The 23,290-nt window shown below is 71.7% G+C and carries 23 protein-coding genes; 8 read left to right on the top strand and 15 right to left on the bottom strand.

Features of this window, described 5'->3' with window-relative positions; genetic code table 11:
* Nucleotides 1–13: 13 nt before the first annotated feature.
* On the bottom strand, nt 14–1,147 hold the full coding sequence (arsB, locus tag EV383_RS12515; protein ID WP_130290075.1) for an ACR3 family arsenite efflux transporter: 1,134 nt from the start codon (nt 1,145–1,147) through the stop codon (nt 14–16).
* Nucleotides 1,144–1,557, bottom strand: coding sequence for an ArsR/SmtB family transcription factor (locus EV383_RS12510; protein ID WP_130290074.1), 414 nt, complete (start codon nt 1,555–1,557; stop codon nt 1,144–1,146). The genes arsB and EV383_RS12510 overlap by 4 nt, the downstream gene beginning before the upstream one ends.
* A 99-nt stretch (nt 1,558–1,656) precedes the next feature.
* On the opposite strand from EV383_RS12510, the gene EV383_RS12505 reads away from it, so the two are divergent.
* Nucleotides 1,657–2,142 carry an ArsI/CadI family heavy metal resistance metalloenzyme gene (locus tag EV383_RS12505; protein WP_130290073.1) on the top strand — a complete coding sequence of 162 codons (486 nt, stop codon included), beginning with the start codon at nt 1,657–1,659 and terminating at the stop codon, nt 2,140–2,142.
* Between the two features lie 42 nt (nt 2,143–2,184).
* On the opposite strand, the gene EV383_RS12500 is transcribed toward EV383_RS12505, so the two are convergent.
* Complete coding sequence (locus EV383_RS12500) at nt 2,185–2,460, bottom strand: NAD(P)/FAD-dependent oxidoreductase (protein WP_130290072.1); 276 nt, start codon at nt 2,458–2,460, stop codon at nt 2,185–2,187.
* 229 nt (nt 2,461–2,689) lie between these two features.
* Between EV383_RS12500 and EV383_RS12495 the strand changes: the two genes are divergently transcribed.
* The 5 genes from EV383_RS12495 (at nt 2,690) to EV383_RS12475 (ending at nt 6,378) form a co-directional block, all read left to right on the top strand.
* Nucleotides 2,690–3,373 carry an ArsR/SmtB family transcription factor gene (locus tag EV383_RS12495; protein WP_207223499.1) on the top strand — a complete coding sequence of 228 codons (684 nt, stop codon included), beginning with the start codon at nt 2,690–2,692 and terminating at the stop codon, nt 3,371–3,373.
* A 51-nt stretch (nt 3,374–3,424) separates the two neighbouring features.
* On the top strand, nt 3,425–4,000 hold the full coding sequence (locus EV383_RS12490) for a class I SAM-dependent methyltransferase (protein WP_130290070.1): 576 nt from the start codon (nt 3,425–3,427) through the stop codon (nt 3,998–4,000).
* An 83-nt stretch (nt 4,001–4,083) separates the two neighbouring features.
* Entirely contained in the window at nt 4,084–4,773 is a 690-nt protein-coding gene (locus EV383_RS12485) for a class I SAM-dependent methyltransferase (protein ID WP_130290069.1), read from the top strand.
* Nucleotides 4,770–5,429: a class I SAM-dependent methyltransferase gene (locus EV383_RS12480; protein WP_130290068.1), complete on the top strand. Its 660-nt coding sequence runs from the start codon at nt 4,770–4,772 to the stop codon at nt 5,427–5,429. The genes EV383_RS12485 and EV383_RS12480 overlap by 4 nt, the downstream gene beginning before the upstream one ends.
* Before the next feature lie 4 nt (nt 5,430–5,433).
* Nucleotides 5,434–6,378, top strand: coding sequence for an NAD(P)/FAD-dependent oxidoreductase (locus tag EV383_RS12475; protein WP_130290067.1), 945 nt, complete (start codon nt 5,434–5,436; stop codon nt 6,376–6,378).
* Nucleotides 6,379–6,415: 37 nt separating this feature from the next.
* Here EV383_RS12475 and EV383_RS12470 read toward each other — a convergent pair whose 3' ends face one another.
* Nucleotides 6,416–7,111 carry an arsenate-mycothiol transferase ArsC gene (locus EV383_RS12470; protein WP_130290066.1) on the bottom strand — a complete coding sequence of 232 codons (696 nt, stop codon included), beginning with the start codon at nt 7,109–7,111 and terminating at the stop codon, nt 6,416–6,418.
* Nucleotides 7,112–7,249: 138 nt separating this feature from the next.
* On the bottom strand, nt 7,250–8,506 hold the full coding sequence (locus EV383_RS12465; protein ID WP_278044834.1) for an APC family permease: 1,257 nt from the start codon (nt 8,504–8,506) through the stop codon (nt 7,250–7,252).
* Between the two features lie 304 nt (nt 8,507–8,810).
* On the opposite strand from EV383_RS12465, the gene EV383_RS12460 reads away from it, so the two are divergent.
* Complete coding sequence (locus EV383_RS12460) at nt 8,811–9,647, top strand: undecaprenyl-diphosphate phosphatase (protein WP_130290065.1); 837 nt, start codon at nt 8,811–8,813, stop codon at nt 9,645–9,647.
* A gap of 165 nt (nt 9,648–9,812) precedes the next feature.
* Here EV383_RS12460 and EV383_RS12455 read toward each other — a convergent pair whose 3' ends face one another.
* The 6 genes from EV383_RS12455 to EV383_RS12430 form a co-directional block, all read right to left on the bottom strand.
* Nucleotides 9,813–10,112: an Rv3488 family transcriptional regulator gene (locus tag EV383_RS12455; protein WP_130290064.1), complete on the bottom strand. Its 300-nt coding sequence runs from the start codon at nt 10,110–10,112 to the stop codon at nt 9,813–9,815.
* A gap of 322 nt (nt 10,113–10,434) precedes the next feature.
* On the bottom strand, nt 10,435–11,766 hold the full coding sequence (locus tag EV383_RS12450) for an MFS transporter (protein ID WP_130290063.1): 1,332 nt from the start codon (nt 11,764–11,766) through the stop codon (nt 10,435–10,437).
* 226 nt (nt 11,767–11,992) lie between these two features.
* On the bottom strand, nt 11,993–13,516 hold the full coding sequence (gene murJ, locus EV383_RS12445; RefSeq protein WP_165438327.1) for a murein biosynthesis integral membrane protein MurJ: 1,524 nt from the start codon (nt 13,514–13,516) through the stop codon (nt 11,993–11,995).
* Nucleotides 13,517–13,647: 131 nt separating this feature from the next.
* Nucleotides 13,648–14,421, bottom strand: a complete 774-nt coding sequence (locus EV383_RS12440) for a hypothetical protein (RefSeq protein WP_130290061.1) — start codon at nt 14,419–14,421, stop codon at nt 13,648–13,650.
* 225 nt (nt 14,422–14,646) lie between these two features.
* Nucleotides 14,647–15,315 (bottom strand): GNAT family N-acetyltransferase, encoded by a 669-nt coding sequence (locus tag EV383_RS12435; RefSeq protein WP_165438326.1) that lies wholly within the window; start codon nt 15,313–15,315, stop codon nt 14,647–14,649.
* Between the two features lie 191 nt (nt 15,316–15,506).
* Entirely contained in the window at nt 15,507–16,094 is a 588-nt protein-coding gene (locus EV383_RS12430) for a hypothetical protein (RefSeq protein WP_130290059.1), read from the bottom strand.
* A 329-nt stretch (nt 16,095–16,423) separates the two neighbouring features.
* Here EV383_RS12430 and EV383_RS12425 point away from each other — a divergent pair, with 329 nt between their 5' ends.
* Nucleotides 16,424–17,446 (top strand): M20/M25/M40 family metallo-hydrolase, encoded by a 1,023-nt coding sequence (locus EV383_RS12425; protein ID WP_242623456.1) that lies wholly within the window; start codon nt 16,424–16,426, stop codon nt 17,444–17,446.
* 107 nt (nt 17,447–17,553) lie between these two features.
* Here the strand turns inward: EV383_RS12425 and EV383_RS12420 are convergent, their stop codons facing one another.
* The 4 genes from EV383_RS12420 to qcrC all read right to left on the bottom strand — a co-directional run bounded on the left by EV383_RS12420 (nt 17,554) and on the right by qcrC (nt 23,280).
* Nucleotides 17,554–19,890 (bottom strand): heavy metal translocating P-type ATPase, encoded by a 2,337-nt coding sequence (locus EV383_RS12420; protein WP_130290058.1) that lies wholly within the window; start codon nt 19,888–19,890, stop codon nt 17,554–17,556.
* A gap of 134 nt (nt 19,891–20,024) precedes the next feature.
* Nucleotides 20,025–20,738, bottom strand: coding sequence for a class I SAM-dependent methyltransferase (locus tag EV383_RS31665; RefSeq protein WP_207223896.1), 714 nt, complete (start codon nt 20,736–20,738; stop codon nt 20,025–20,027).
* Nucleotides 20,735–21,958 (bottom strand): heparan-alpha-glucosaminide N-acetyltransferase domain-containing protein, encoded by a 1,224-nt coding sequence (locus tag EV383_RS12410; protein WP_242623053.1) that lies wholly within the window; start codon nt 21,956–21,958, stop codon nt 20,735–20,737. The genes EV383_RS31665 and EV383_RS12410 overlap by 4 nt, the downstream gene beginning before the upstream one ends.
* Nucleotides 21,959–22,416: 458 nt before the next feature.
* Nucleotides 22,417–23,280 (bottom strand): cytochrome bc1 complex diheme cytochrome c subunit, encoded by an 864-nt coding sequence (qcrC, locus tag EV383_RS12405; RefSeq protein WP_130290056.1) that lies wholly within the window; start codon nt 23,278–23,280, stop codon nt 22,417–22,419.
* Nucleotides 23,281–23,290: the final 10 nt, after the last annotated feature.

Below are 23,290 nucleotides of genomic sequence, written 5' to 3'. Positions count from 1 at the left end.
TCGGACAGGTCGGTCAGGTTCGGGGCCCGGATCTCGCGGTGGGGGCCGAGGGCGCAGGGAAGAGCCGGCGGCGCAGCCACAGCGAGACGTAGACCAGGGCGACGAGGACGGGCACCTCGATCAGCGGGCCGACCACGCCGGCGAGGGCCTGGCCCGAGGTGGCGCCGAAGGTGGCGATCGCGACGGCGATGGCGAGCTCGAAGTTGTTGCCCGCGGCGGTGAAGGCCAGCGTCGTGGTGCGTTCGTAGCCGAGGCCGACGCCGCGGCCCAGGGCGTAGGAGCCGGCCCACATGATGGCGAAGTAGGCCAGCAGCGGCAGCGCGATCCGGACGACGTCGAGGGGCTGGCTGGTGATCTGGCGGCCCTGCAGGGCGAAGAGTAGGACGATCGTGAACAGCAGCCCGTAGAGCGCCAGCGGGCCGATCTTCGGAAGGAACTTCGACTCGTACCATTCGCGGCCCTTGGCCTTCTCCCCCAGCGTGCGGGTGAGGTATCCGGCGACGAGTGGGACGCCGAGGAAGACGAGCACGGATCCGACGATCGTCCAGGTGGAGATGTTGAGGTCCGCGACCGGCAGACCGAGCCAGCCGGGCAGGACCGAGAGGTAGAACCAGCCGAGCAGCCCGAACGCGATCACCTGGAACACCGAGTTCAGCGCCACCAGCACGGCGGCGGCCTCGCGGTCACCGCAGGCGAGGTCGTTCCAGATGATGACCATCGCGATGCAGCGGGCCAGCCCGACGATGATCAGGCCGGTCCGGTACTCGGGCAGGTCGGGCAGCAGCAGCCAGGCCAGGGCGAACATCAGCGCCGGGCCGAGGACCCAGTTCAGCACCAGCGAGGAGATCAGCAGGCGCTTGTCGCCGGTGACGGAGTCGAGGCGGTCGTAGCGGACCTTCGCCAGGACCGGGTACATCATCACCAGCAGCCCGATCGCGATCGGCACCGACGTGCCGTTGATCGCGATCGCGTCCAGCGCCGGCGCCAGGCCGGGGATCAGCCGGCCGAGCAGGAGCCCGACGGCCATCGCGACGACGATCCACACCGGCAGGAACCGGTCGAGGGTGGAGAGCTTCGCGACGATCCCGGCCTCCCCGGGGTCGTTCGCGGCCTCCTGGGCGGCGCCGGTCGCATTCTCGGTGCTCATGCCCCCACCACCGCCTGCGCCTGCGCGGGCGCCGGGATCGACAGCTCGGAGACGGTCGCCGGCATGAGCAGCTCGGACAGGCGTCCCAGGGCCTCGGGCAGCACCCGGTAGTAGACCCACGTCCCCCGGCGCTCCCCGATGATCAGCCCGGCCTCGCGCAGGACCTTGAGGTGATGCGAGATCGTCGGCCCGGTCAGCTCGAACACGTCGGTCAGATCGCAGACACACGCCTCACCGCCGGCGTGCGAGGCGATCAACGACAACAGCCGCAGCCGAACCGGATCCCCGAGAGCCTTGAACACCCGGGCCAGCTCCACCGACTGCTCACCCGAGAGCGGCTCCCCCACCAACGGCGCGCAGCACCCGACCACATCGCTCCGCGAGGCCGGCAGCCCCTTCTGGTTAGACATGCGTCTACCTTGACAGTTGCCGAAGCAGGGCGCAACCTCTGTATCGACAGCCGTCGAATCACACGGACGGCCGCTCAATCGACGATCGAGGAGTTGCTCATGTCTCGGGTTCAGCTGGCACTACGGGTCGCCGACCTGGAGGGCTCCATCGCGTTCTACACCTCCCTGTTCGGGGTCGAACCGGCCAAGCGCCGCCCCGGCTACGCCAACTTCGCGATCAGCGAGCCGCCGCTCAAGCTGGTCCTGCTCGAAGGCGAGCCCGACCGGCCGACGGCGATGGACCACCTCGGGGTGGAGGTCGCCACCACCGACGAGGTCACCGACGCGACCGCGCGGCTGTCGGAGCTGGGACTGTTCACACAGATCGAGGACGACACCACCTGCTGTTATGCCCTCCAGGACAAGGTCTGGGTGCACGGCCCCGGCCAGGAGCCGTGGGAGGTCTACACCGTCAAGGACGACTCACCGACCTACGGCACCGACGGGATCGCGGGCACCATGACCGGCGCCCCGACCACATCGACGGACGACGTCTCCACCAGCACTGCGGCACCGCGGTGCTGCACCCCGGCCGCATCAGGATGAGCCCGAGCAGAACGATCCGGCCGACACCGCCGTGCCCGGACCTCAGATGGCCGACCGGTGCTCGGTCACGGCCCGATCGAAGTCGCCGGCGAGCAGGTAGTGGTTCACAGCTGTCGCGGCGGTGACACCCGAAGCGGCCGACACGAGGGCCTGGGGGTCGCGTACGACGTTCCCCACCGCCCGTGCACCGACCATGCTGGTCTGGCCGGTGGCATCGATGGCGACCGTGCCCGCCTCGTCGTGCGCGCACCCCAGCCCGGTCAGGAGCTCGATGCGCGGGACGAACCGGGGCCCGACGACACCGCGCAGTAGGAGCAATGCAGCACGGTTCGGCCCCACCGGGCGGCGATCCCGGGCAGTGGCGGGAGCACGTCGTCGGCGCCGCTCGCCGACAGCTCTGCGGGAGATGAGCTCGGCTGAGCGTCCGCCGTACAGCTGGACGGGTGCCGTCGACGATCGTTTTCGGGACTCGGGCGAGACCGTCCCGTGGCGCTGTTGTCGGGCGCCGGGTGCGTGTCGTACGTTCTTCCATAGAAGGTTGGAGGAGATGGTGCGGGCGAAGACGGAGTTGTTCGAGCAGTTCGCGGCGGCTGGCAAGGGCCTGGCCCACCCGGCGCGCCTGGAGCTGCTGGACCTGCTCGCGCAGGGCGAGTGTCCGGTGGAGCCGCTGGCCGCGGCCGCGGGCCTGAAGCTGAGCACTGCGTCGGCGCACCTGCAGACGTTGAAGGCCTCGGGCCTGGTGCGCACCCGCCGTCAGAGCACCTCGATCGTCTACCGGCTCGCGGGCCCGGAGGTGGGCGAGCTGCTAAATCTGCTGCGGCGGGTCGCGGCGACCCATCTCGACGGGGTCGCTCCGGCGCGGGACCGGTTCCTGGGCCGGCGCGGCCCGGACGACCCGGCGTGCGAGGAGATCGACCGGCAGGCCCTGCTGGAGCGGGTCGCGGCGGGTCGGGCGGTGGTGCTCGATGTGCGACCGGGGCGGGAGTACGCCGCGGGGCACATCCCGGGCGCGGTGTCGATCCCGCTCGACGAGCTCGCCGACCGGCTCGCCGAGCTCCCTGACGTGGAGGTCGTGGCCTACTGCCGGGGTGAGTACTGCGTGCTGTCCTACGACGCGGTGCGGTTGCTGACCGCGCACGGGCGGCGTGCGGTGCGCCTGGCCGACGGGATGCTCGAGTGGCGCTTGGCCCAGCTCCCGGTGGAACGCCCGGCCGAGTCCACCTCCGTGTGATCAACCGATGCTCGACCGACAGGGCGACGACGCCAGAGGGAGACCAGCAGGATGAGTATGGACAGCACGCAGGTGCGGGAGTTCTTCGACGCCCATGCCGGGGCGTGGGACGAGATGCACGAGAGCTTCTACGACGAGACCGTCGTCGAAGCCCTCGCGTTGCGGTGCGGCCTTGATGGCCGCGGGCACGTCGTGGACGTCGGTACCGGCACCGGGTTCGTCGCCGGCGGGTTGGCCGGGCGTGCGGCGCGGGTCACCGGCACCGACACCTCGACCGGGATGCTCGCCCAGGCCCGCACCAACCTCGACGGGCTCGGGATCGACAACGTCACCCTGACGGAGGCGCCTGCGGACCGGATTCCGCTCGACGACGATTCCGCCGATGCGGCGGTGGCCAACATGGTGCTCCACCACGCCCCGGACCCGGCGGCGATGCTGGCCGAGATGGCCCGGGTGGTCCGCCCCGGTGGGACGGTCGCGATCACCGACTGCATGTCGCACGAGCACGAGTGGATGCGGACCGAGCAGGCCGATGTCTGGCTCGGGTTCGACCGCGAGCAGCTTGCCGAGTGGTTCGCCGGCGCGGGTCTGGTCGGGTTCGACCATGCCGCGCTGGGCACTGCTTGAAACATCACGTCGGCCTCGGTCGAGGTCACCGTGGACATTCCGATTTTCGTCGCCAGCGCCCGGGTGCCACACGACGCGGCGTCATGACCAGCGCCCGGTCCAGCGACGAACACTCCGCCGCGGCGGCGGCAGGACACTGGGACGATCTCTACTCCACCCGCGCGGCCGATCAGCTGTCGTGGACCCAGCCGGACGCGGGTGCCTCCGCCGAGCTGATCGACTCGTTGCCGGTCGAAGCCCGTGAGCGGGTCGTCGACGTCGGCGGCGGCACCGGTGTGCTGGTCGATCATCTCCTGGCCGCCGGTCGCCGCCGGATCACCGTGCTCGACGCCTCGCAGCAGGCGCTGGCCATCGCGCGCCGCCGCGTCGAGAGCGCCGGGCACCCGACCGGCGCGGTCACGTGGGTTGTCGCCGACGTCCGGGCCTGGCAGCCGTCGGGGACCTTCCGGCTCTGGCACGACCGCGCGGTGTTCCACTTCCTCACCGATCCCGCCGACCGTTCCCGCTACGCCGAACTCGCCGCGGCGCACGTCGACCCGGGCGGGCACCTCGTGATCGGAACGTTCGCCGCGGACGGGCCCGACCGGTGCTCGGGTCTGCCGGTCATCAGATACGGCCCGGACGCGCTCGCCGCGCAGTTCCGGCCGGCCTTTGACCCGGTGACCGCCCGCGACGAGCACCATCGCACCCCGTGGGGCACCGATCAGCACTTCACCTGGCTGGTACTGCAACGCCGCCGACCCGAACCCTGCCCGGGGACGGTGCTCGGATGAGGACCGGCGGCGACCGGCCGCGGCCGCGGTTCGCGCGTTTCTACGCCCGGATGACCGAGGAGATGGACCGCCACGGCCTCCGGGGGCTCCGCGCCGAGCTGGTCTCCGACCTGCGCGGAGAGGTCGTCGAGATCGGATGCGGCAACGGCCGCAACTTCGCCCACTACCCCGACACCGTCACCGCGGTACACGCGATCGAACCGGAACCGCACCTACGTGCACTCGCGACGCAGGCGGCGGCGACCGCACCGGTCCCGGTCGAGGTCACCCCCGGTCGAGGGGAAGCCATCCCGTTGCCGGATCAGGCCGTCGACGCCGCGGTGCTGTGCCTGGTGCTGTGCGCGATGCCCGACCCGGATCGGACCCTCGCCGAGCTCACCCGCGTGCTGCGTCCGGGCGGGCGGCTGGTGTTCCTCGAGCACACCCTGGCAGAGGGCCGGCTGCTGCGGACGGCCCAGCACGTCGCCGACGCCACCATCTGGCCGCGGCTCTACGGGGGCTGCCACACCGCCCGCGACCCCCTCGGGTCGATCCGCGCCGCCGGGTTCGACGTTGCCCGGCACCGCTACCTGCACTACCCGCAGCGGCCCACGGTCCCGGCCAGTCCCCACGTGCTGGGCCACGCCGTTCGCACCCCGACCCCTCCGGAGAGGTGAGCACGTGCCCGACAACGACCCGAACCACGACGTGGTGATCGTCGGCGGTGGTGTCGGCGGTCTGTCCGCGGCGCTGATGTTGGCCCGGGCCCGGCGCAGGGTCACCTGCGTCGATGCGGGGTCGCCGCGCAACACCGCGGCCGAGCACGTGCACGGGTTCCTCTCCCGTGACGAGGCCTCCCCCGCGGAACTGCTGGCGGGCGGAGCCGCGGAGGTGCGCCACTACGGCGGTGAGCTGATCACCGGCACCGCGAGACGGATTGCCGGCGACGGGAACCGTGGCTTCGTGGTCGAGCTCGACGACCGACGCCGGCTGACCGCGCGCGCGGTGATCGCCGCGACCGGCTTGCGCGACGAGCTCCCACCGATCCCCGGACTCGCCGCCCGGTGGGGCCACACCGTGCTGCACTGCCCCTACTGCCACGGCTTCGAGGTCCGCGACGCCCCGCTGATCGTGCTCGGCGGGCAGAACCGGCCGTTCACCTTGCACCAGGTCCAACTCGTGCGGCAGTGGAGCGCCGCGGTGGTGTTCGCCACCAACGGAATCGAACTCGACGGGAACGAACGCGAGCGCCTCACCGCGCGCGGCATCGAGGTCATCGACACCCCGGTCACCGCCGTCATCGACCACGACCGGACCCCGGTCGCCGTCGAGTTCGCCGACCACCGGGTACTGCCCGGTGCCGCGGTGTTCGTCGGGCCGCGGTTCCTGCCCCGCGACGAGGTGCTCACCGAGCTGGGCTGCACCCGCGAGGCATCAGGAGCTCTCGCCGTCGATGCCACCGGCCAGACCAGCGTGACCGGCCTCTGGGCGGTGGGCAACCTCGCGCGCGACACCCAAGCCATCGTCTCAGCCGCCTCCGGGGTCACCGCCGCGATCGCCGCCAACCACCACCTGCTCGCCCACGACATCGATCGGGCCGTGACCGAGCACCGATCACCCGTCTGATCCGAGGAGACGGACCACCGGAACAGGCCCGCCCCGATCAGCCCCGATCAGACGGGTTGAGCAGCTCGACGAGCAGCCCGAGCACCCGACGATCGAGGTCGTCGATCGCGGCGCGCACGACGTCGTCGGACTGCCCGTCGAGCACCGGCAGCTCCCAGTGCAGCACGCGGCGGTGACGGCCCGCCACCTGTGCGCCCGTCACGGGCTCGGGGCCGGGGTACTCCTGGTCGAGACCGGCCCGGCCCAGGGTGATGACGACGTCGGCAACCTGCAGGGCCTCGCGGGTGACGGCCTTGGGGAACACCTCGGTCAGGTCCAGTCCGGCGCCGGCGGCGACCCGGGCCAGCGCGGGGTCGGTGCCCGCGGCGGGTTTCTGCCCGGCCGAGCCGGTGTTGACCCGCCCGCGCGCGTAGCCGGCCAGCAGCGCGGCCGCCGCGGCGGCGGGGCCGGAGTCGTCGAGGTCGACGAAGAGCACCTCGGGTGCGGTGCGCCCGAGCCGGTTGTCCAGGATCCCGACCCGGCGTAGGCGCTCGATCGACCACCGATCCGCCAACGCCACCAGGTGCGTCGTGATGACCGCGCTCTGGCCGAGGAGTTCGTAGGACTCCTCGACGATCGACTGGCAGTCCTCGATCGGGATCGCGCCGCGGTAGTAGTCGAACGCGTGCACCGCCGCGCGCCGTAGCTGCGATGCGGTGTTGAGCAGCTCGAACTCCTCGATGTCGCGACCCATGACCGCACCTCCACAACCCCTCGACCCGGTTCCCGATATCGCGGCACGATATCCATCAGCGAGCGGCACCGGGGCGGCCCGACGGGGGCGTTCAGCAGAAGTTCACCTGCGCCCGATCAGTCCGCCTGCGCGCGGAGATCAACCGCGTCCGCGGACCGTCCGCAGGACCGCGCGCCCGGCCACCCCTACCGCGAGGACCACGACCCCGATCGCGATGGTGGTCGGGGGCAGGGTGAACGCCAGGGCGAGGCAGCCCAGCAGCCCGATGACGGTCACCACGCGCAGCCGGGCGCGGTGTGGGCTCTGGTGCCCGGGCAGGGTGAACGCGGCGGCGTTGGCGATCGCGTAGTAGACCAGCACCGCGAAGCTGGAGAACCCGATCGCCGCCTGCACATCGGCGACCAGCACGACCACGACCACGACCACGCCCAGGACCAGCTCGGCGCGGTGCGGCACCCGGAACCGTGGATGCACCGCCCCCAGCACGGCGGGCAGCTCGTGGTCGCGGGCCATGGCCAGGGTGGTCCGCCCGATCCCGGCCATCAACGACAACAACACCCCGGCCGAGGCGAGCGCCCCACCGACCCGCACGACCGGGGCGAGGAACGCCAGCGTGCCGGACCCGGCGACCGCCGCCAGCGGCGCCGCCGCGGCAGCCAACCCGCCCGGGCCGACCGCCAGCAGCGCGGTCACCGCGATCACCGCGTAGATCACCAGCACGATCCCGAGCGCGACCGGGATCGCCCGCGGGATCGTGGTCGCCGGGTCGCGGACCTCCTCGCCGAGAGTGGCGATGCGGGCGTAGCCGGCGAAGGAGAAGAACAACAACGCCGCGGCCTGCCCGATCCCCAGCACCCCGCCCCCGGTCCAGCCGGTCAGGTTCGCCGGGTCCGCGGCGCCGCCGCCGAGCCCGGCCGCCACGACCGCGGCCAGCGCGAGCAGTGTCGCGGCGACCAGCAGCCGGGTCAGCCCGGCGGTCTTGGTGACCCCGAGGTAGTTGACCGCGGTCAACACCACCACCGCCGCGACGGCCGGCGGGACCGGATGGGCGGGCCAGGCGTAGGCGCCGAAGGTCAGCGCCATCGCCGCGCAGCTCGCGGTCTTGCCGACCACGAACCCCCACCCGGCGGTGAATCCCCACACCGGGCCGAGGCGCCGCCGCCCGTAGACATAGGTCCCGCCCGACTCCGGATACACCGCCGCCAGCCGCGCAGAGGCGGTGGCGTTGCAGTAGGCCACCACCGCCGCCACCGCGAGCGCGATCAGCAGCCCGGTGCCGGCCGCGGCGGCCGCCGGACCGAGGGCGGCGAACACCCCGGCACCGAGCATCGAGCCCAACCCCAGCACGACGGCGTCGCCGAAACCCAGCCGCCGCACCAACCCCGGATCCGCCACCCGCACAGCGTATCGCCGAGCGATATCGAGAATCGAGTGGAGCGGTCAGTGGCCGGACAGGACCTCTCCCGGGCCGGCCCGGGACAGCGACCCTGGCGCGGACCGTCTCCGACCAACCAGTGCTGAACCCGTCATCGCCACCCGAGCATCACGCGGCCGAGCGGCCCGGGGTGGCAGCTCGGCAGCGTCGAGGGTCCGGCGCGTTCCCGGCGCCGCCCCGGCGGGCGTGCGGGGTCCCGCCCGCCCGCCGGATGACCCGGTCTGGTCGACTCCTCGTCATGGCACGCGCGAGACCGGGTCGGACGTGAATCTGTGGCAGGCGGTGGTGCTGGGCATCGTGGAGGGGATCACCGAGTTCCTCCCGGTGTCGAGTACGGGGCACCTGACCATCGCCGAGCAGCTGCTGGGCCTCCCGGCCGCTGATCACGGGGTCACCGGGTTCACCGCCGTCATCCAGGTCGGCGCGATCGCCGCGGTGCTCGTCTACTTCCGCCGAGACATCACGGCGCTGGTGGCCGCGTGGTGTCGTGGCCTGCTCGATCGCGGTCTGCGGACCGGGCCGGCTTACCGGATGGCCTGGTACGTGATCGCCGGGTCGGTGCCGATCGGGGTGGTCGGGCTGCTGGCCAAGGACGTCGTCTCCGGGTCGTTGCGCAGCCTGTGGGTGGTCGCGGTCGCGCTGATCGGGTGGAGCGCGGTCATGTTCTGGGCCGAGCGACGGGCCTCGCAGGACCGCGGCGAGGACGCGCTGGGCCTCGGTGACGCGCTCGTCGTCGGGGTGGTGCAGTGCGTGGCGCTGGTCCCCGGGGTGTCGCGGTCCGGGGCGACGATCAGCGCCGGGCTGCTGCGCGGTCTGGACCGGGTGAGCGCGACCCGGTCGTCGTTCTTCCTGTCCATCCCCGCCCTGGTCGCCGCAGGTGGACAGCAGGCGCTCAGCGAGGGCGGTGCGATCTCGGCCTCCGTGGGGTGGGTCGCCACCGGGGTCGCGACCGCGGTCAGCTTCGCCGTCGCCTACGCCTCGATCGCCGGGATGCTGCGCCTGGTCACCCGGCATCGGATCACCGTGTTCATCGGCTACCGCGTCACCGTCGGCGTCGCCCTGCTCATCGCCCTGTCCACCGGTGTCCTGTCCGCGGCATAAGAGGCCGGGCCCCTCGAGCCCGGCGGGGGACGAACGGGGCGAACCCCCTCCCGGCGCCGGGCAGCGAGCCCGGCCCCGCCACCCACCGCGTCACTGGAACCCCCGCCGCCGGATCCGCCCGCCGCAGAGGATCGGGTCGCGATGTCGGGGCCGGGGTGATGGTGCTCAGCGCTCCGGCAGCACCTCACGGGCCAGCTCGGCCAACGCGCGACGATCCTGGGCCAGCGCCGTGCGGCCCGCCTCGGTCGCCCGGTAGACGCGCCGGGTTCGACCGTGCACCACCTGTTGTTCGGAGGCGAGCAGCCCGTCGCTCTCCAGCCGGTGCAGGGTCGGGTAGAGGGTGCCCGGGCTGATGTCATAGCCGTGCGAGGCCAGCTCCTTGGTCATCCATGCACCGTGGATCTCCTGCTCAGCGGCGTGATGGAGGATGTGCAGCCGCACCGCTCCACGCTGGAACTCCCGCACCCGACCTCCAGTGACGAACCCGATATCGCCACCCGAGTATCACATGTGCCCAGCACCGCCAGCCATCATCGCTGTCGACCGTCGTTGTTCCCGGGCCTGTCCGGTCAACGAAAGCCGGCTGTTCGAGTCGAGCCGGACCTCGCCGTTGGGCAGGACACGGGACCACCACAGTGGAACAGAACGACCACGAGCGTGTCGTGCCCACGATCGCCCAGCACGGTCAGGACATGCTCGGTACCGGTGGCTGCCGTCGTTGGTCCCGACGAACCTTTCATGCTGAGTGATGAGCCCGGCAGAACAGCGACAGCCGCGGTGCGTGCACTCATACCGGCGTCGGCCAGCGAGTGTGGTCAGGGTCGATGACGATGTGATGGGTGTGCACCCATACCGCTCCGTCCCATACCGCCTGCGCATCCAGATGGTTGTGGTCGACAGGCTCGGTGTGGCCATGGCGAATCGTCTGCGGTAGCGCACGCGGCCACAGCCGAACGGCGGCCACCGACGCCGCCACGACCAGGACGAGCAGGACACCCCATGCGGTGGTGAACCCGGCGAGTGATCCCAACCATCCGGTGAGGGGGTAGGTCAGCAGCCAGCACAGGTGCGACAGCGAGAACTGCGCGGCGAAGGCCGCCGGGCGATCGGCCGGGGACGCGGAGGAGCGAACGACCCGGCCGACCGGGACGACGACCAGAGCGGTGCCACATCCGATGGCGAACCACGCCCCTGCGGCCAGCGGCCACGACGGCCAGAACGCCAGAACGAACGCCATGGCGACGGCACCGACCGAGACTCCGGCTCCGGCCAGCATCACGACCCGCTCGCCACGGTCGCGCAGCAGGGCCGACACCGCGAGCGCAGTGACCGCCGTTCCCGCGCCACTGACCGCCAGCAGAAGAGCGACGTCGGACTCGCTACCTCCGAGAAGGTCCCGCACGACGTTCACCGTGCTCACCAGCGTGATCACTCCACAGGTGGCCACCACCATGTTCAGGGCCATGACCGCACGCAGCCGCGGTGTGCGGGTGAAGATCCGGACGCCGACCACGAGACGGTCGGCGAACCTGCTCCGGTCGCTCCGCGGAGCTGCCGGCACCACCGCGCCCACGACCAGAACTGCGGAACAGACGAATCCGATCGCGGTTCCGACGAACAGCGAGTGAAAATCGACGATCAGAAGAAGAGCTGCGGCCAGCAGCGGGCTCGCGATGTTCTCCATGCTCACCGCTATCTGTGACGCAGACAACGCGCTCGTGTAGTCACGTTCGTCGGGGAGAACATCGGGCAGGACGGCCTGGAAAGTCGGCGTGAACGCAGCCGAGGCCGCCTGCAGGACGGCGATCAGCACGTGCACCTGCCACACCTGGTCCACGAACGGCAGCAGCAGGACCACACCTGCGCGCACGGCGTCGGCGCTCACCATCAGGAGCCGGCGTGACACCCGGTCCGCCAACGCTCCCACCAGCGGCGACACTGCCACGTAGGCGATCATCTTGATCCCTAGAGCCGTGCCGAGCACCTCGCTGGCCCGCCCGCCGGCCAGGTCATAGGCCAGAAGTCCGAGGGCCACGGTGGCCAGGCCGGTACCGACCAGAGCCAGCACCTGGGCTGTGAACAGGCGTCGGTAGGCGCGGTTGCGGAGCAGGATTCGCATGTGACGGTTCGAGCCCTTCTTCTGGCGTTCGAACCGTCACGGTAAACCGAAAGAATGAATGCGACAACGGCGCTACTGCAGGACTGATGCATCTGAAGATCCGAGGCGCATGGAAGTGCGAGGCACCCGCCTCGGTTTGCCGCACCTCCCTTCCGACCTGCTCGGCTCACGATTCTCTCTATTGCCATCGAGCGGCACCGACCGTGCCTGCTCGAGAAAGGTTCTTCTACGGTGCATTCTCGCCGTGCACCGCGTTCTCGAAGACCTGCGATACCGTCTTGTAGCCGGCACAGAAGACGATGGCTCCGCTCAGCAGTGCGACCGCTCCAGCGATGAGTCCGGGCCCCCACTGCTCGACCACGAGCCGGCTGATGATCCAGGCGGCTCCGGCCGCCGGCAAAGCTGCAATCAGGTTCTGCCCGTAGCTGACGGCAAGCCCGCGAAGGCCCGGTTCACCGGTGGCCCGGTGGAGCAGCCTCACGCTGAGGACGAGCCCCGCGAGGTAGGCGAGAGCAAAGCTCGCCGCCAGACCCGCCACCACCCACTCCGGCGGCAGAACGGAGCCCGCCAACACGGCGAGCAGGATCTGCAACCCCGTGATGAGGAGCTGGACCAGGGCCGGCCGGCGTGTGTCCTCCAGGACGTACAGGCCACGGACGACGAGGAACTGGGCCGAGTAGATGACGATGGACGGCGCGAAACACGCGAGCACCAGCCCCATGTAGAGCGTGTCGGGCACGGGGTTGCCGGGGAACAGCAGTCGCGTCACGGTCGGAGCCATGACGGCGGTGGCGGCGGCCACCGGGACGAGCACCCGTCCGGCATCACGCAGGGACCGACCGACCGCGACACCGGCCTCTGCAGCCCGGCCCCGCACGGAAGCGTCGCTCATCGAACGAGTCCGCGCGTTCGCAAGCGACACCGCGACCAGGGCGTGCGAGACCAGCATGATCATGTAGGCGTTCGTGTAGGTGGGCAGTCCCGCAGCCCACTGCGCAGAACCCTCTGCTGCCTTGCCCGCCGTGTTGGCGATCACGACGGTCACCGAGTAGGCGACCTGGTTCGCCGCAACGAACACGAGGGTCCAGACCGCCAACCGGGCCGACCGGCCCAGACCCGAGCCGCGCAGGTCGAGCCGAGGTCGGAACCGGTACCCGACCGTGCGCAGCGCCGGGACGAGGATCAGCGCCTGGACCACGACCCCGAGCGAGGCGCCGCCGCCGAGCAGCGCGATCTCCGTCGTCGAGATCGATGCAACCGCATCCGGCTGCGGACCGGTCTCGGCCGACCCGTAGACGAGGAACACCACGCCGACCGCGATGGCGATCACGTTGTTCGCGATCGGCGCCCACATCATCGGCCCGGGCCGCCCACGGGCCTGGAGAACCTGGCTCAGTACGCCGAAGACCCCGTAGAAGAACACCTGTGGCAGGCACCACGCCAGGAAGGCTGCGGCCAGATCGAGCTCGGCCCGGCTCCATCCCTTCCCCGCGTACAGCCCGGCGAGGACGGGCGCGGCGAACACCGCACCGATCGTCGCCGGGCCGAGCACCACGATGATCACGGTGAGCAGGCGGTCGGCGTAGGCCGCACCCTCGGCCTCACCCCGGTTCAGCGCCCGGACGAGCTGGGGCACGAACACCGCGCTCACCGCCCCGCCGGCCAGCAGCGTGTACAGGACCGTCGGAACGGTGTTCGCGATCGAGAACGCGCTCCCCACCGTGTAGAGCCCCAGCGCCGCCGCCCACACCGAGGTGCGGACGAAGCCGGTTGCCCGGGAGAGCGCGGTCCCCGCAGCCAGCCACGAGACCTGCCGAAGACCCCCCTCGTCGGGCCGGACGCCGCACGCCGCCGATCCAGCGGAGTCCGCCCGGCGAGCGGTCATGACGAGCTCGCCGCTGCAGCAGGCTTGCCCGGGGTGAATCCGACATGGATGTGGTCCTGATGGACCTCGTCGGTGAAGAACCCCCGTCCCGGCGGCACGATCGGGCCACCGACCTCGGTGGCGCCGGCCCGTGCCGCGTCCACCATGAACCGAACGAGCAGTGGGTCGTCGCGGCGGATGTCGGCGACACGGGTGCCGTTGATGGACCGGACGTCGACGGCTCGACCCACCGCATGGTTGGACAGCCGCGTGCTGGGGAAGACCGTGCCGGGATGACCCGAGACGGCGACCTGCAACTCGATCTCGTACCCACGGGCCAGTGCCCGGACCATCCCGATCACGCGGTCGCCGAGCCGGCGCGTCTCCACGTCGTGGCGCACCGGGCCCGGCAGGTCCGCGCGGGCGGAGGCGAGCAGCGACCGGCCCTCGGTCGACGGCCCCCCGGTGCGCGCACGCACACTCTCCGGCCGCGGTGGATCGACGACGGGTGAGACCACCCAGCTTCGCCCCACGTACCTGAGACGGACGTCCAGGGTGACCTCGCGGGCACCGGCCGCCGGAGCGCCCGGCAGCGTCTGCCGCGCGACCACGATGACGCTGGCCGTGGTCGGGGTCAGGCCGCCCAGCTGCGGGTAGACGACCTCGGTGATGGCCCGCGGCGACGGACGGTCGAACAGCGGCCCGGCGGTCGCGGCGAGCTCCCGGGGATACCCGGCGTTCGTCACCTGCGCCGGCGGATCCGGCGGGGTGGCCCTTGCCCAGGTTCCCACCCGCTCGACGAACTCCGTGGCCGGCCGTTTGAGATCGGCCCGGACCTCTCCGCCGGACGGGGACGCGTCCGGAGCCGTCGAGACCGGGGCTTTCGGCAACCCCCGGTAGCGGCGTCGGATCGGTTCCCGCACCCGGCACGGTGTCCGGACCCACGGCCACGGCAACCCCTACACCGGCCATTCCGACGGCCGTCGTGGCGATCAGTGCCAGCGCCCGTGACAGCCTCACGTCACGCCTTCCGGAGACCCCGGGTGACGACCGAACCGCTGGACCCTGAGCCCGTCCCGGGTGCGGCCGACCTCCAGCGCCGTCCACCCGGTCTTCGAGTAGAACTCGTGCGCACCGGTCGATTCCGCCGTCGTGACCAGCTCCACCCGGTCGGCGCCCGCCGCGGCACACCGGGCCAGGTAGATCTCGGCCAGCCGGCGACCGGTCCCGCCTCGCCGCGCCGACACGCTCACCGCGATGGCGGTCAGATCGCCGACGGTGCCCGGGCGACCCGCGTCACCGGAGTGTGTGGACACATCGGGGGAGCCGAGGCGACGCATGTACGGGAGCAACCGCGTCCGGAGGAACCCGGCGAGGACGCGGGGCCGGACGACGAGAGCCGTGACTCCGCGGAGCACGAGTCCGAACCGGTGGCGTGTCAGCACCTCGCGGCGAAACGCCCCCCGGTCGGTGGTCCCGACCAGGAAACCCAGCACCTCGTCGAGGTCGCCCTCGTGGCGACGCACCCCGACAAGCGCGACGGCGTGGGCACTGTCGAGGAACGTCCGATGCCAGCGAGCCACGAACCCGCGACCCAGACTCGGGAACAGCCCCATCGGCAGGTCGACGATCTGAAGAGCGGCCGTGGCCTCCAGGTCACCGGAGACGGCGGTACGGATGAACACCTGTCCGTTTCGGGGAACGGGTGAGGTGGATGTCGGCAGAGCAGCAGCGGGATCCCGGCAGCCGGCGAGTGGAAATGCGTACATACGTGACTCCAGGGACGCGACCCGTGGGAGAAGAACGAGTCGACGGGCAGGACGGCTCGGTCTCGCCACCACCGGTCGGGTCCCAAGACTCGGATCGCGCAGGAGCGCTACGCGAACGCCGGCGCTCCGAGCGCGTCGGAGCCGGGTTCGGTCAGGCGGCGGCGAGTGCGCCGCCTGGGAGGGCCACGCAGGGAGACGTCCGCCTCGACGAAGCGACGGACGATCGCTGTGGCGCTGGGCCGACGCCGGGGCTGGATGGGCCCCCGGGGCGCGGCCGGACGCGTGATCAGGCACGCCAGTCGAGCAATCGGACGCACCGAGGACAGCAGCAGAAACAGGCTCTCGGCGCCGGTGATCACGGCGACGACCAGCGCGGCCAGCAGTACGTGAGCCAACGAGACCGACGACTCGGCAGCATGCCCGGCGACAGTCTCCGGCGCGGGCGGGAACAGCTTGGACGCGGCGTGCAGGGCGGGCTGGGCGACGATCGCTCCGCTGAGGGAAGCGAAGTATCCCTGGTAGCTCCCTGCCAGACGCAGCCTCATCACCGCGACGACACCTGCGATCAGACCCACCGTCAGGGTGTGTGACGCGTGCTCTCCGGCCAGGATGTCCATTCCGACCGCCACACACACTGTGGCGACGGCGGCGAACATCACCGCTGCGCGGATCGGGGCAGCCGCGGCGCGAGCCATGACGACCTCCCGGCAGCGTTGGCGTCCGAGTCGTACGACCCGGACATATCGCCGAGGTTAGCCGAGGTCGGAATCAGACGTGCAGTGCCCGGTCGGACAGCGACCACCGCAGGCAACGATCGATCCACTTCGCAAATCGGACAACGGCAAGGCAATTCGACTGTTTGGCCCGTTGTCCGCGGCACTGTCGCGCGGGATGGTCTTCCCGTGACGGCGAGAGCGCCGCCGTCACGCAGATCCCGGCGCTCAGGGCTCCGGCGACGTTCAGGGAGGCTGTTGTGATGTTCTGGGCGACGGGATCGGAGCGGAGCCGTGGGGCGTTGACCACCGTGGCCGTGGCCGTGGCCGCTGTCTTGGTATCGGCCTGCGGATCGGCGACCCGAGAGGCACCACCGATCGGCCAACCCCCGGCCGTCGTCTCACCCGACGGAGAGCTGGTTGGAGCGCTCTCGGGCGAGGTGAGCGAGACCGGTGCGCTGGCCCACCTCCGAGCGCTGCAGGAGATCGCCGACCGGAACGGGGGCAACCGTGCTTCCCCAGGACCGGGATACGACGCAAGTGTCGACTACGTGGTCGGGGTGGTGGACGCAGCCGGCCTCGACGTCACCACCCCGTCGTACGAGCCTCCTGATGAGGAGGGCACCGGCGGCGACGGCTCTCTCCGGAACGTCATCGCGCAGACGCGAAACGGCGACACAGGACAGGTCGTCGTCGTCGGAGCGCATCTGGACTCCGTTCGCGAGGGCCCGGGCATGGTCGACAACGGATCGGGTGTGGCGATCCTGCTGGAGATCGCGACCCGCCTGAGCGCCTCGCCGCCGCCCCGGAACGCCATCCGGTTCGCCTTCTTCGGTTCGGAGGAGGAAGGACTGGTGGGTTCGACGAGCTACCTGGACGGCCTGTCCGCCGACGATCGCCGCAAGATCAAGCTATACCTGAACGTCGACATGGCCGCGTCACCGAACGCGGGTTACTTCGTGCAGGGCGGGAAGGGCGACGACGCGGCGACGGCCGGCCCTCCTGGTTCGGCCGCGGTCGCCCGCGTACTCGCCGACCGGATGAGCCGGACGGTGCCCGGCCCGGAGACCATCGAGTTCGTCGGAGACGACGAATCGCCGTTCGTCGAAGCGGGCATCCCAAGCGGTGGAGCGGAGAACGGGGACAGCGGGACCAAGAGCGAGGACCAGGCTCGACGGTGGGGTGGACAACCGGGTCTGGCATTCGACCGCTGCTACCACGCGGCGTGCGATCGCCTCGACAACGTCAACACCGTCGTGCTGAACAACTACCTCCGCACCGTCGCGGGGACCGTTGCCCACTTCGCGACGTCCGGCGAGGGACTCCCCCGCTGAGCTGCCCGGGCCCGGGTCCGCCCCTCCGGGGAACGGAGTGAGATCGGCCGCCGTCATCTGCGCCCCGACGCCTCACCTACGGCTCGGGCCCACCGGCGGCAAGGCGATCACCGCGCCACCGGCCGTCGATGGTCACGCCCAAGTCCGGGCACCGTGGAACATCGCGAGGCGCCGGACGGGGTCGGCGATGGCCGGCTTGGCTCGAACCGTCTCAGCCGCAGGCTGTGGGCGACGACGAACACCGAGGACAACGCCATCGCCGCGCCCGCGATCAGCGGGTTGAGCAGTCCGGCGACGGCGAGCGGCAGCGCCGCGACGTTGTAGCCGAACGCCCACACCAGGTTCCAGCGGATCGTCCGGTGGGTACGCCGGGCAAGCTCGACGGCGTCGGCGACGATCAGGAGATCGTCGCGGCCGAGGACCACGTCGGCCGCCTCGATCGCGGCGTCGGTTCCGCGGCCCACCGCGATGCCGAGGTCGGCGGCGGCGAGGGCCGCGGCGTCGTTGATCCCGTCGCCGATCACGGCGACCGTCCGCCCCTGCGACCGGAGGCGACGGACGACCTCGACCTTGTCCTCGGGCATCGCCTCGGCGATCACGCCGCCGTCGTGGTCGTCGATCCCTACGGCCTCGGCGACCGCGGCGGCCGTACGGGGGTTGTCGCCGGTGAGCATCACGGGGGTGAGCCCGAGCTGCCGCAGGGCGGTCACGGCGGCCGCCGCCGTCGGGCGGACCTGGTCGGTCACCGCCAGGAGCCCCCGGACCCTGTCGTCCCAGCCGACCACGACGACCGTGGTGCCCTGCGCCTCCATACGATGCCGTTCCTCGTCGAGGTCCGGGTCCGGCGGGTAGCCGTGTTCGGCCAGCAGCCGCGGTCGGCCGATGAGCACCTCGCGGCGGCCGACCCGGCCCCGGGCGCCGAGGCCGGCGAGGGCCTCGAAGTCCTCGACCGACGGGGGACGGTCCGGGCCCGCCGCGACGATCGCCGCGGCGATCGGGTGCTCGGAGGCCTGCTCGACGGCTGCGGCGACGGCCAGGATCTCGTCAGGTGGGGATCCCGCGCCGGCGCGGATCTCGTCGACGCGCATCCGCCCCTCGGTGAGGGTGCCGGTCTTGTCGAAGACGACCGTGTCCAGCGCCCGGGTCGACTCGAGGGCCTGGGGTCCCTTGAGGAAGATGCCGAGCTGAGCGCCCCGCCCGGTACCGACCAGGATCGCCGTCGGGGTGGCCAGCCCGAGTGCGCAGGGGCAGGCCACGATGAGCACGGCGATCGAGGCCGTGACGGCGGCGGACACCGGCTGCCCGGCGAGCAGCCAGCCGGCGAGGGTGGCGAGCGCGAGGACGACGACGGCCGGGACGAACACCGCCGAGACCCGGTCGGCCAGGCGTTGGGCCGAGGCCTTGCCCTCCTGGGCCTGCTCGACGAGACGGGCCATCCGCGACAGCTGGGTGTCGGCCCCGACCCGGGTCGCCTGCAGGACGAGCCGCCCGCCCGTGTTCACCGTGCCGCCCACCACGTCGTCACCGGGCAGGACCTCGCGGGGTACCGCCTCACCCGTGATGACGCTCGTGTCCAGCGCGGAGCGACCCTCGACGACCACCGCGTCCGTCGCGACCTTCTCCCCCGGACGCACCGTGAAACGGTCGCCGAGGAGAAGGTCGGCGACCGGGACGCGGACCGCCCGGCCGTCCCGGAGGACCTCGACGTCCTTGGCCCCCCAGGCGAGCAGTGCACGCATGGCCGAACCCGCCGTGCGCTTGGCCCGCGCCTCGAAGAACCGGCCGGCCAGCAGGAACGTGATCACGACCGCGGCGACGTCGAGGTACAGGGCGTCGTCGGTCCGGGTCAGTGCGGCCCACCCGGTGCCGAAGCCCGGCTCCGCCGCCCCGCCGCGGAAGATCACCCAGAGAGACCATGCCGTCGCCGCGACGACGCCGAGCGAGACCAGCGTGTCCATCGACGACGTGCGGTGCCGCAACCCGTTCAGCGCGGCACGGTGGAACGGCCAGGCGCACCACCCCACCATCGGCGCCGCCAGCGCGAGGAACACCCATTCCCAGCCGGAGAACCGCAGTTCCGGGAACAGGGATAATGCCAGCGACATGTCGGCGAGCGGAACGGCGAGGACCGCAGCGACGGCGAGCCTGCGGCGCAGGTCGGCGACCCGCCTCTCCGGCCCGGCGTCGGCGGTGTCGACGAGGTCGTCGATCCGGCGCGCGCTGTACCCGGCCCCCTCGACCTGGGTAATCAGCGTCCGGGGGTCCGTCCCCGGCGGGCACTCCACCCGCGCCCGTTCGGTCGCGTAGTTGACCGTCGCGACGACCCCGTCGAGCTTGTTCAGTCTCCGCTCGACGCGATGGGCGCACGCGGCACACGTCATGCCGCCCACGAGGATGTCGTAGTGCAGGACGCGGCTGGTCGTGCTGGTCTGCGGGTCGGGCATCGTGGTCGCCTTCCGGCTGGTCGGGCGGGTGCGGACCGGGCTCACAGCCGCAGGGGGCTGGAGAGGGCGGTCGTCGCATCGCCACCGCCTCGGCCCGGATCCGACATCAGGTCTCTACTACTCGCTGTGGACGGTCAGCCGGCACGACGAGGTCCAATGGCCGCGCGGTGCTGCTCTTCCGCCGATGTGGTGGCGACGAACGCCGTGAGCGGTGGCCACGGCCGGCCTCGGGGACCGGCGCCGGGATGACCGGGAAGGTCGAGCACGGCGACGCTGCAGAACACCGCGCCGGCGGCACCCAGGAGGTCCTCGGCCGACGCTCCCACCCTGCGCCGGTAGAGCTCACGGACCAGCCAGAGCAGCGGCGCCGGCCAACCCCTCGGGGTCAGGTTCAGGTCCACCACCAGCAGTCGGCCCCCGGGGCGGAGAACCCGCTCCGCGACGACGAGCGCCCCGGGCAGGTCGGCCATCGCGCTCAGCGCGAAGACCGCGACCGCTGCGTCGAAGCCTCCGGGCGGCCATGTCGTTCGCGCGAAGTCCGCCTCGAGGACGTCGACGTTGACCCAGTCGCTCTCGGCGAGCCGGCCGCGGGCGAGGTCGAGCATCCGTGGGCTGTTGTCCACGCCGAGTACCCGACCGGTCGGCCCGACGGCGCCGCGGAGCGACGGCAGCGCTGCGCCGGCGCCGCAGCCGATGTCCAGCACCTGCTGGCCGGGTGCGAGATCGAGGTGGTGCAGGCCGTAGGCGTCGACGGCCACCGCAGCCTGTTCGAGCGACGACACGACGGGGCTGAGCCGGTCCCAGTAACGACGACCCCGGTCCAGTCGACGCTGGTAGTCCCCGGTCACGACGTCGGGCCGCGCTCGTGCGCCGCGGCGCTCGCCCGCGCGCGTGCGGTCGGGTCTCCGTCCCCCGCGTCGCGTCGGACCCGGTTCCCGGCGGCAGTGGCGAGTATCGACAGGGCGGCCTCCAGCGGACCACGACCGACGGCCTTGCGCCATACCACGGCGATCGTCATGGCCATGACGATCTGGAACAGGTAGCCGGGAAGGGCCTCGAACTCGTCGAGCGGCGAGTTCATGAACAGCAGCGAGAGTACGTACAGGGTCAGGGTCATGGAACCGGCCGCAGCCAGCGGGCGCAGGAGGTGCCCGAGCAGCCGTGCCGCTACGGGCCGGCCGACATGGGCGAGCAGCAGCGCCGCCCCGAGCACCGCGAGCGCGGACCCGATGGTCTGCGCCAGGTCCAACGGTGTGCCGGAGTGCGGCGCCACGGTCGCCAGCCACCACCAGGTGCTGGTGGGCGTGACCCCCTCCGGCGAGATGGCGACGAAGTCGGCCACCCTCGGAGCCTCCGCCAGCTCCGCCGCAGGGGTGGCGGCGGCGATACGCGCGTAGCCACCGAGCGGTCCGAGCAACCACGCGGACAGCGCGGTCGCGGCGACGGCCGCCGCCGTACCGCCGATGAGTAATGCGAGCGCGGTCCGCACCGAGGACAGACGCGCCCGCCCGACCGCGATCCCCACGCACAGGTAGGCGAGCCACGGCAACGCCGGGTAGGCGCCCGTCAGCGTGAGTTCGCTGAGCAGACCCAACGGGTCGGAGAACAGGTCGGAGAAGCCGGGGTTGGTCAGTGCCGGCTGCGGTAGTGCCGGCCGGATCAGCTGGGACAACGCCGGCACGCCGACCACGAGCAGCACGGCCGAGCCGACCAGGATCCCCGTCGGCAACAGCACCAACGGTATCGCCAGCACGAACATGACCGCGTAGTACGGCATGATCACGGCCGCGATCTCCGGGTCGGTCCACCCGAGTGCGAGCCCGATCAGCAGGAGGCCGCAGGCGCGGGCGCCCAGGGCCGCAGCCGCGGCCCTGGCCTCCGCGCCGGGCCGAACCCGCCGTCGCCGGGTCATGAACGCGAACGCCACGCCGGTCAGCACGGCGAACAGAGCCGCCGACCGACCGCCGAAGGTCATGTAGCTGGTGGTCGGAGCACCGTCGTCGGTGATCCCCACCAGCGCATGCACCGCGATCATGCCCAGCAGCGCGATGCCCCGTGCGACGTCCACCCCGACGAGGCGCGGGCCCGTCCCCCGGGGATCGCGCCTGGCTTCCAGGCGGCCGCCCGTGACCTCAACCGACAGGGCGGACCGAGAACGGAGGTCGGATGCCGCATCCGGATGGGGACGCCGCTGGATCGGCAGCTCCACGGTCGGGGCCTCGGAGCGGTGCAGCGACCGGTCGGCCACCTCGGGGAAGTGATCGGATCGCACGGCGCCGGCTCCACCATGTCCACGGGAGGTCGCCGCACCGCCCTGGGTCGTCTGAGTCCCGCGAGGGTCAAGTCCCCGCCCGCGCGGGACACGCCGCACATCGGGGGCCGGGCCGGGAGGCCGACGAGGGATGGGGACGCTGTGTCGGGAGGCGTCGAGACGGGGCCGTGTCCCGTGTGTGCTCGGACTCGGCGAGTCGGCGGTGTCGTCAGATCCGGCGCGACGGTGACGACCGGAGGGGGAGGTGGGCATGGCTAGCTCTTCGCTCCCAACCACATGGCGAACCCGATGAGAGCGGCCATGCCGACCACGAACGCCACGATGCCCTCGGACGTCGGTCCGATGCCGCCGAGCCGGGATCCTCCGGGATTGTTGTCGCCATCGGCGACCGACTCGATGTAGGCGATGATGTCCTTCTTCTCCGCCGGGGTCAGCTGCTGCTCGGAGAAGCGGGGCATGTTCTGCGGGCCGCTCAGGAGCGCGGTGTAGATCTCGCGGTTGCTGGCCTGGTTCAGCGGCGGAGCGTACTTGCCGGACGACAGCGCTCCCCCGACCCCGGTGAAGTTGTGACACGAGGCGCAGTTCAGCCGGAACAGCTGGCCGCCGCGGGCCGGGTCGTCCCCCCGAAGCGATGTGTCCGGCCCCGCTGGGGTCCTCGGGCCGCCGCCGTTGGCCTGCACGTAGGCCCCGAGCGCGGCGAGGTTGGACTGGCCCTCCGGGGTGTTCGGGTCGAACTGCGGCAGCGGCGGCTTACGTGGTGCCTGCGCCGTCTGTGCGGCCATCGGCATCCGCCCGGTCCCGACCTGGAAATACACCGCGGCGTCGCCGACGCCGATCAGGCTCGGGCCCCGGTCGGTGACGCCCTGCAGGTTCGACCCGTGACAGGTGATGCAGGTGTTGGTGTAGAGCTGCTGACCCTGGGCGGTCATGGCCGCGTCGTCGGGCTGTCCACTCGCCGACTGGGGCTGCGGAGCGAACGCCATGTACAACGCGCCGACCACGAGCAGCGCCAGGGTCAGACTCGTCATCGCATTGATCCGGCGGCGCAGTTTGTTCCGCGACCGAGGTGCGGGCGCTGTCGTGGGCGTCTGCTCGTCGTCGGGGCCGGGTGCGGTCATCGCGGTGCCT

Origin of the sequence: Pseudonocardia sediminis (genome assembly GCF_004217185.1) — a bacterium.
In the GTDB taxonomy this organism is placed as follows: Bacteria; Actinomycetota; Actinomycetes; order Mycobacteriales; family Pseudonocardiaceae; genus Pseudonocardia; species Pseudonocardia sediminis.
This window is presented reverse-complemented; position numbering and strand designations above follow the sequence as displayed.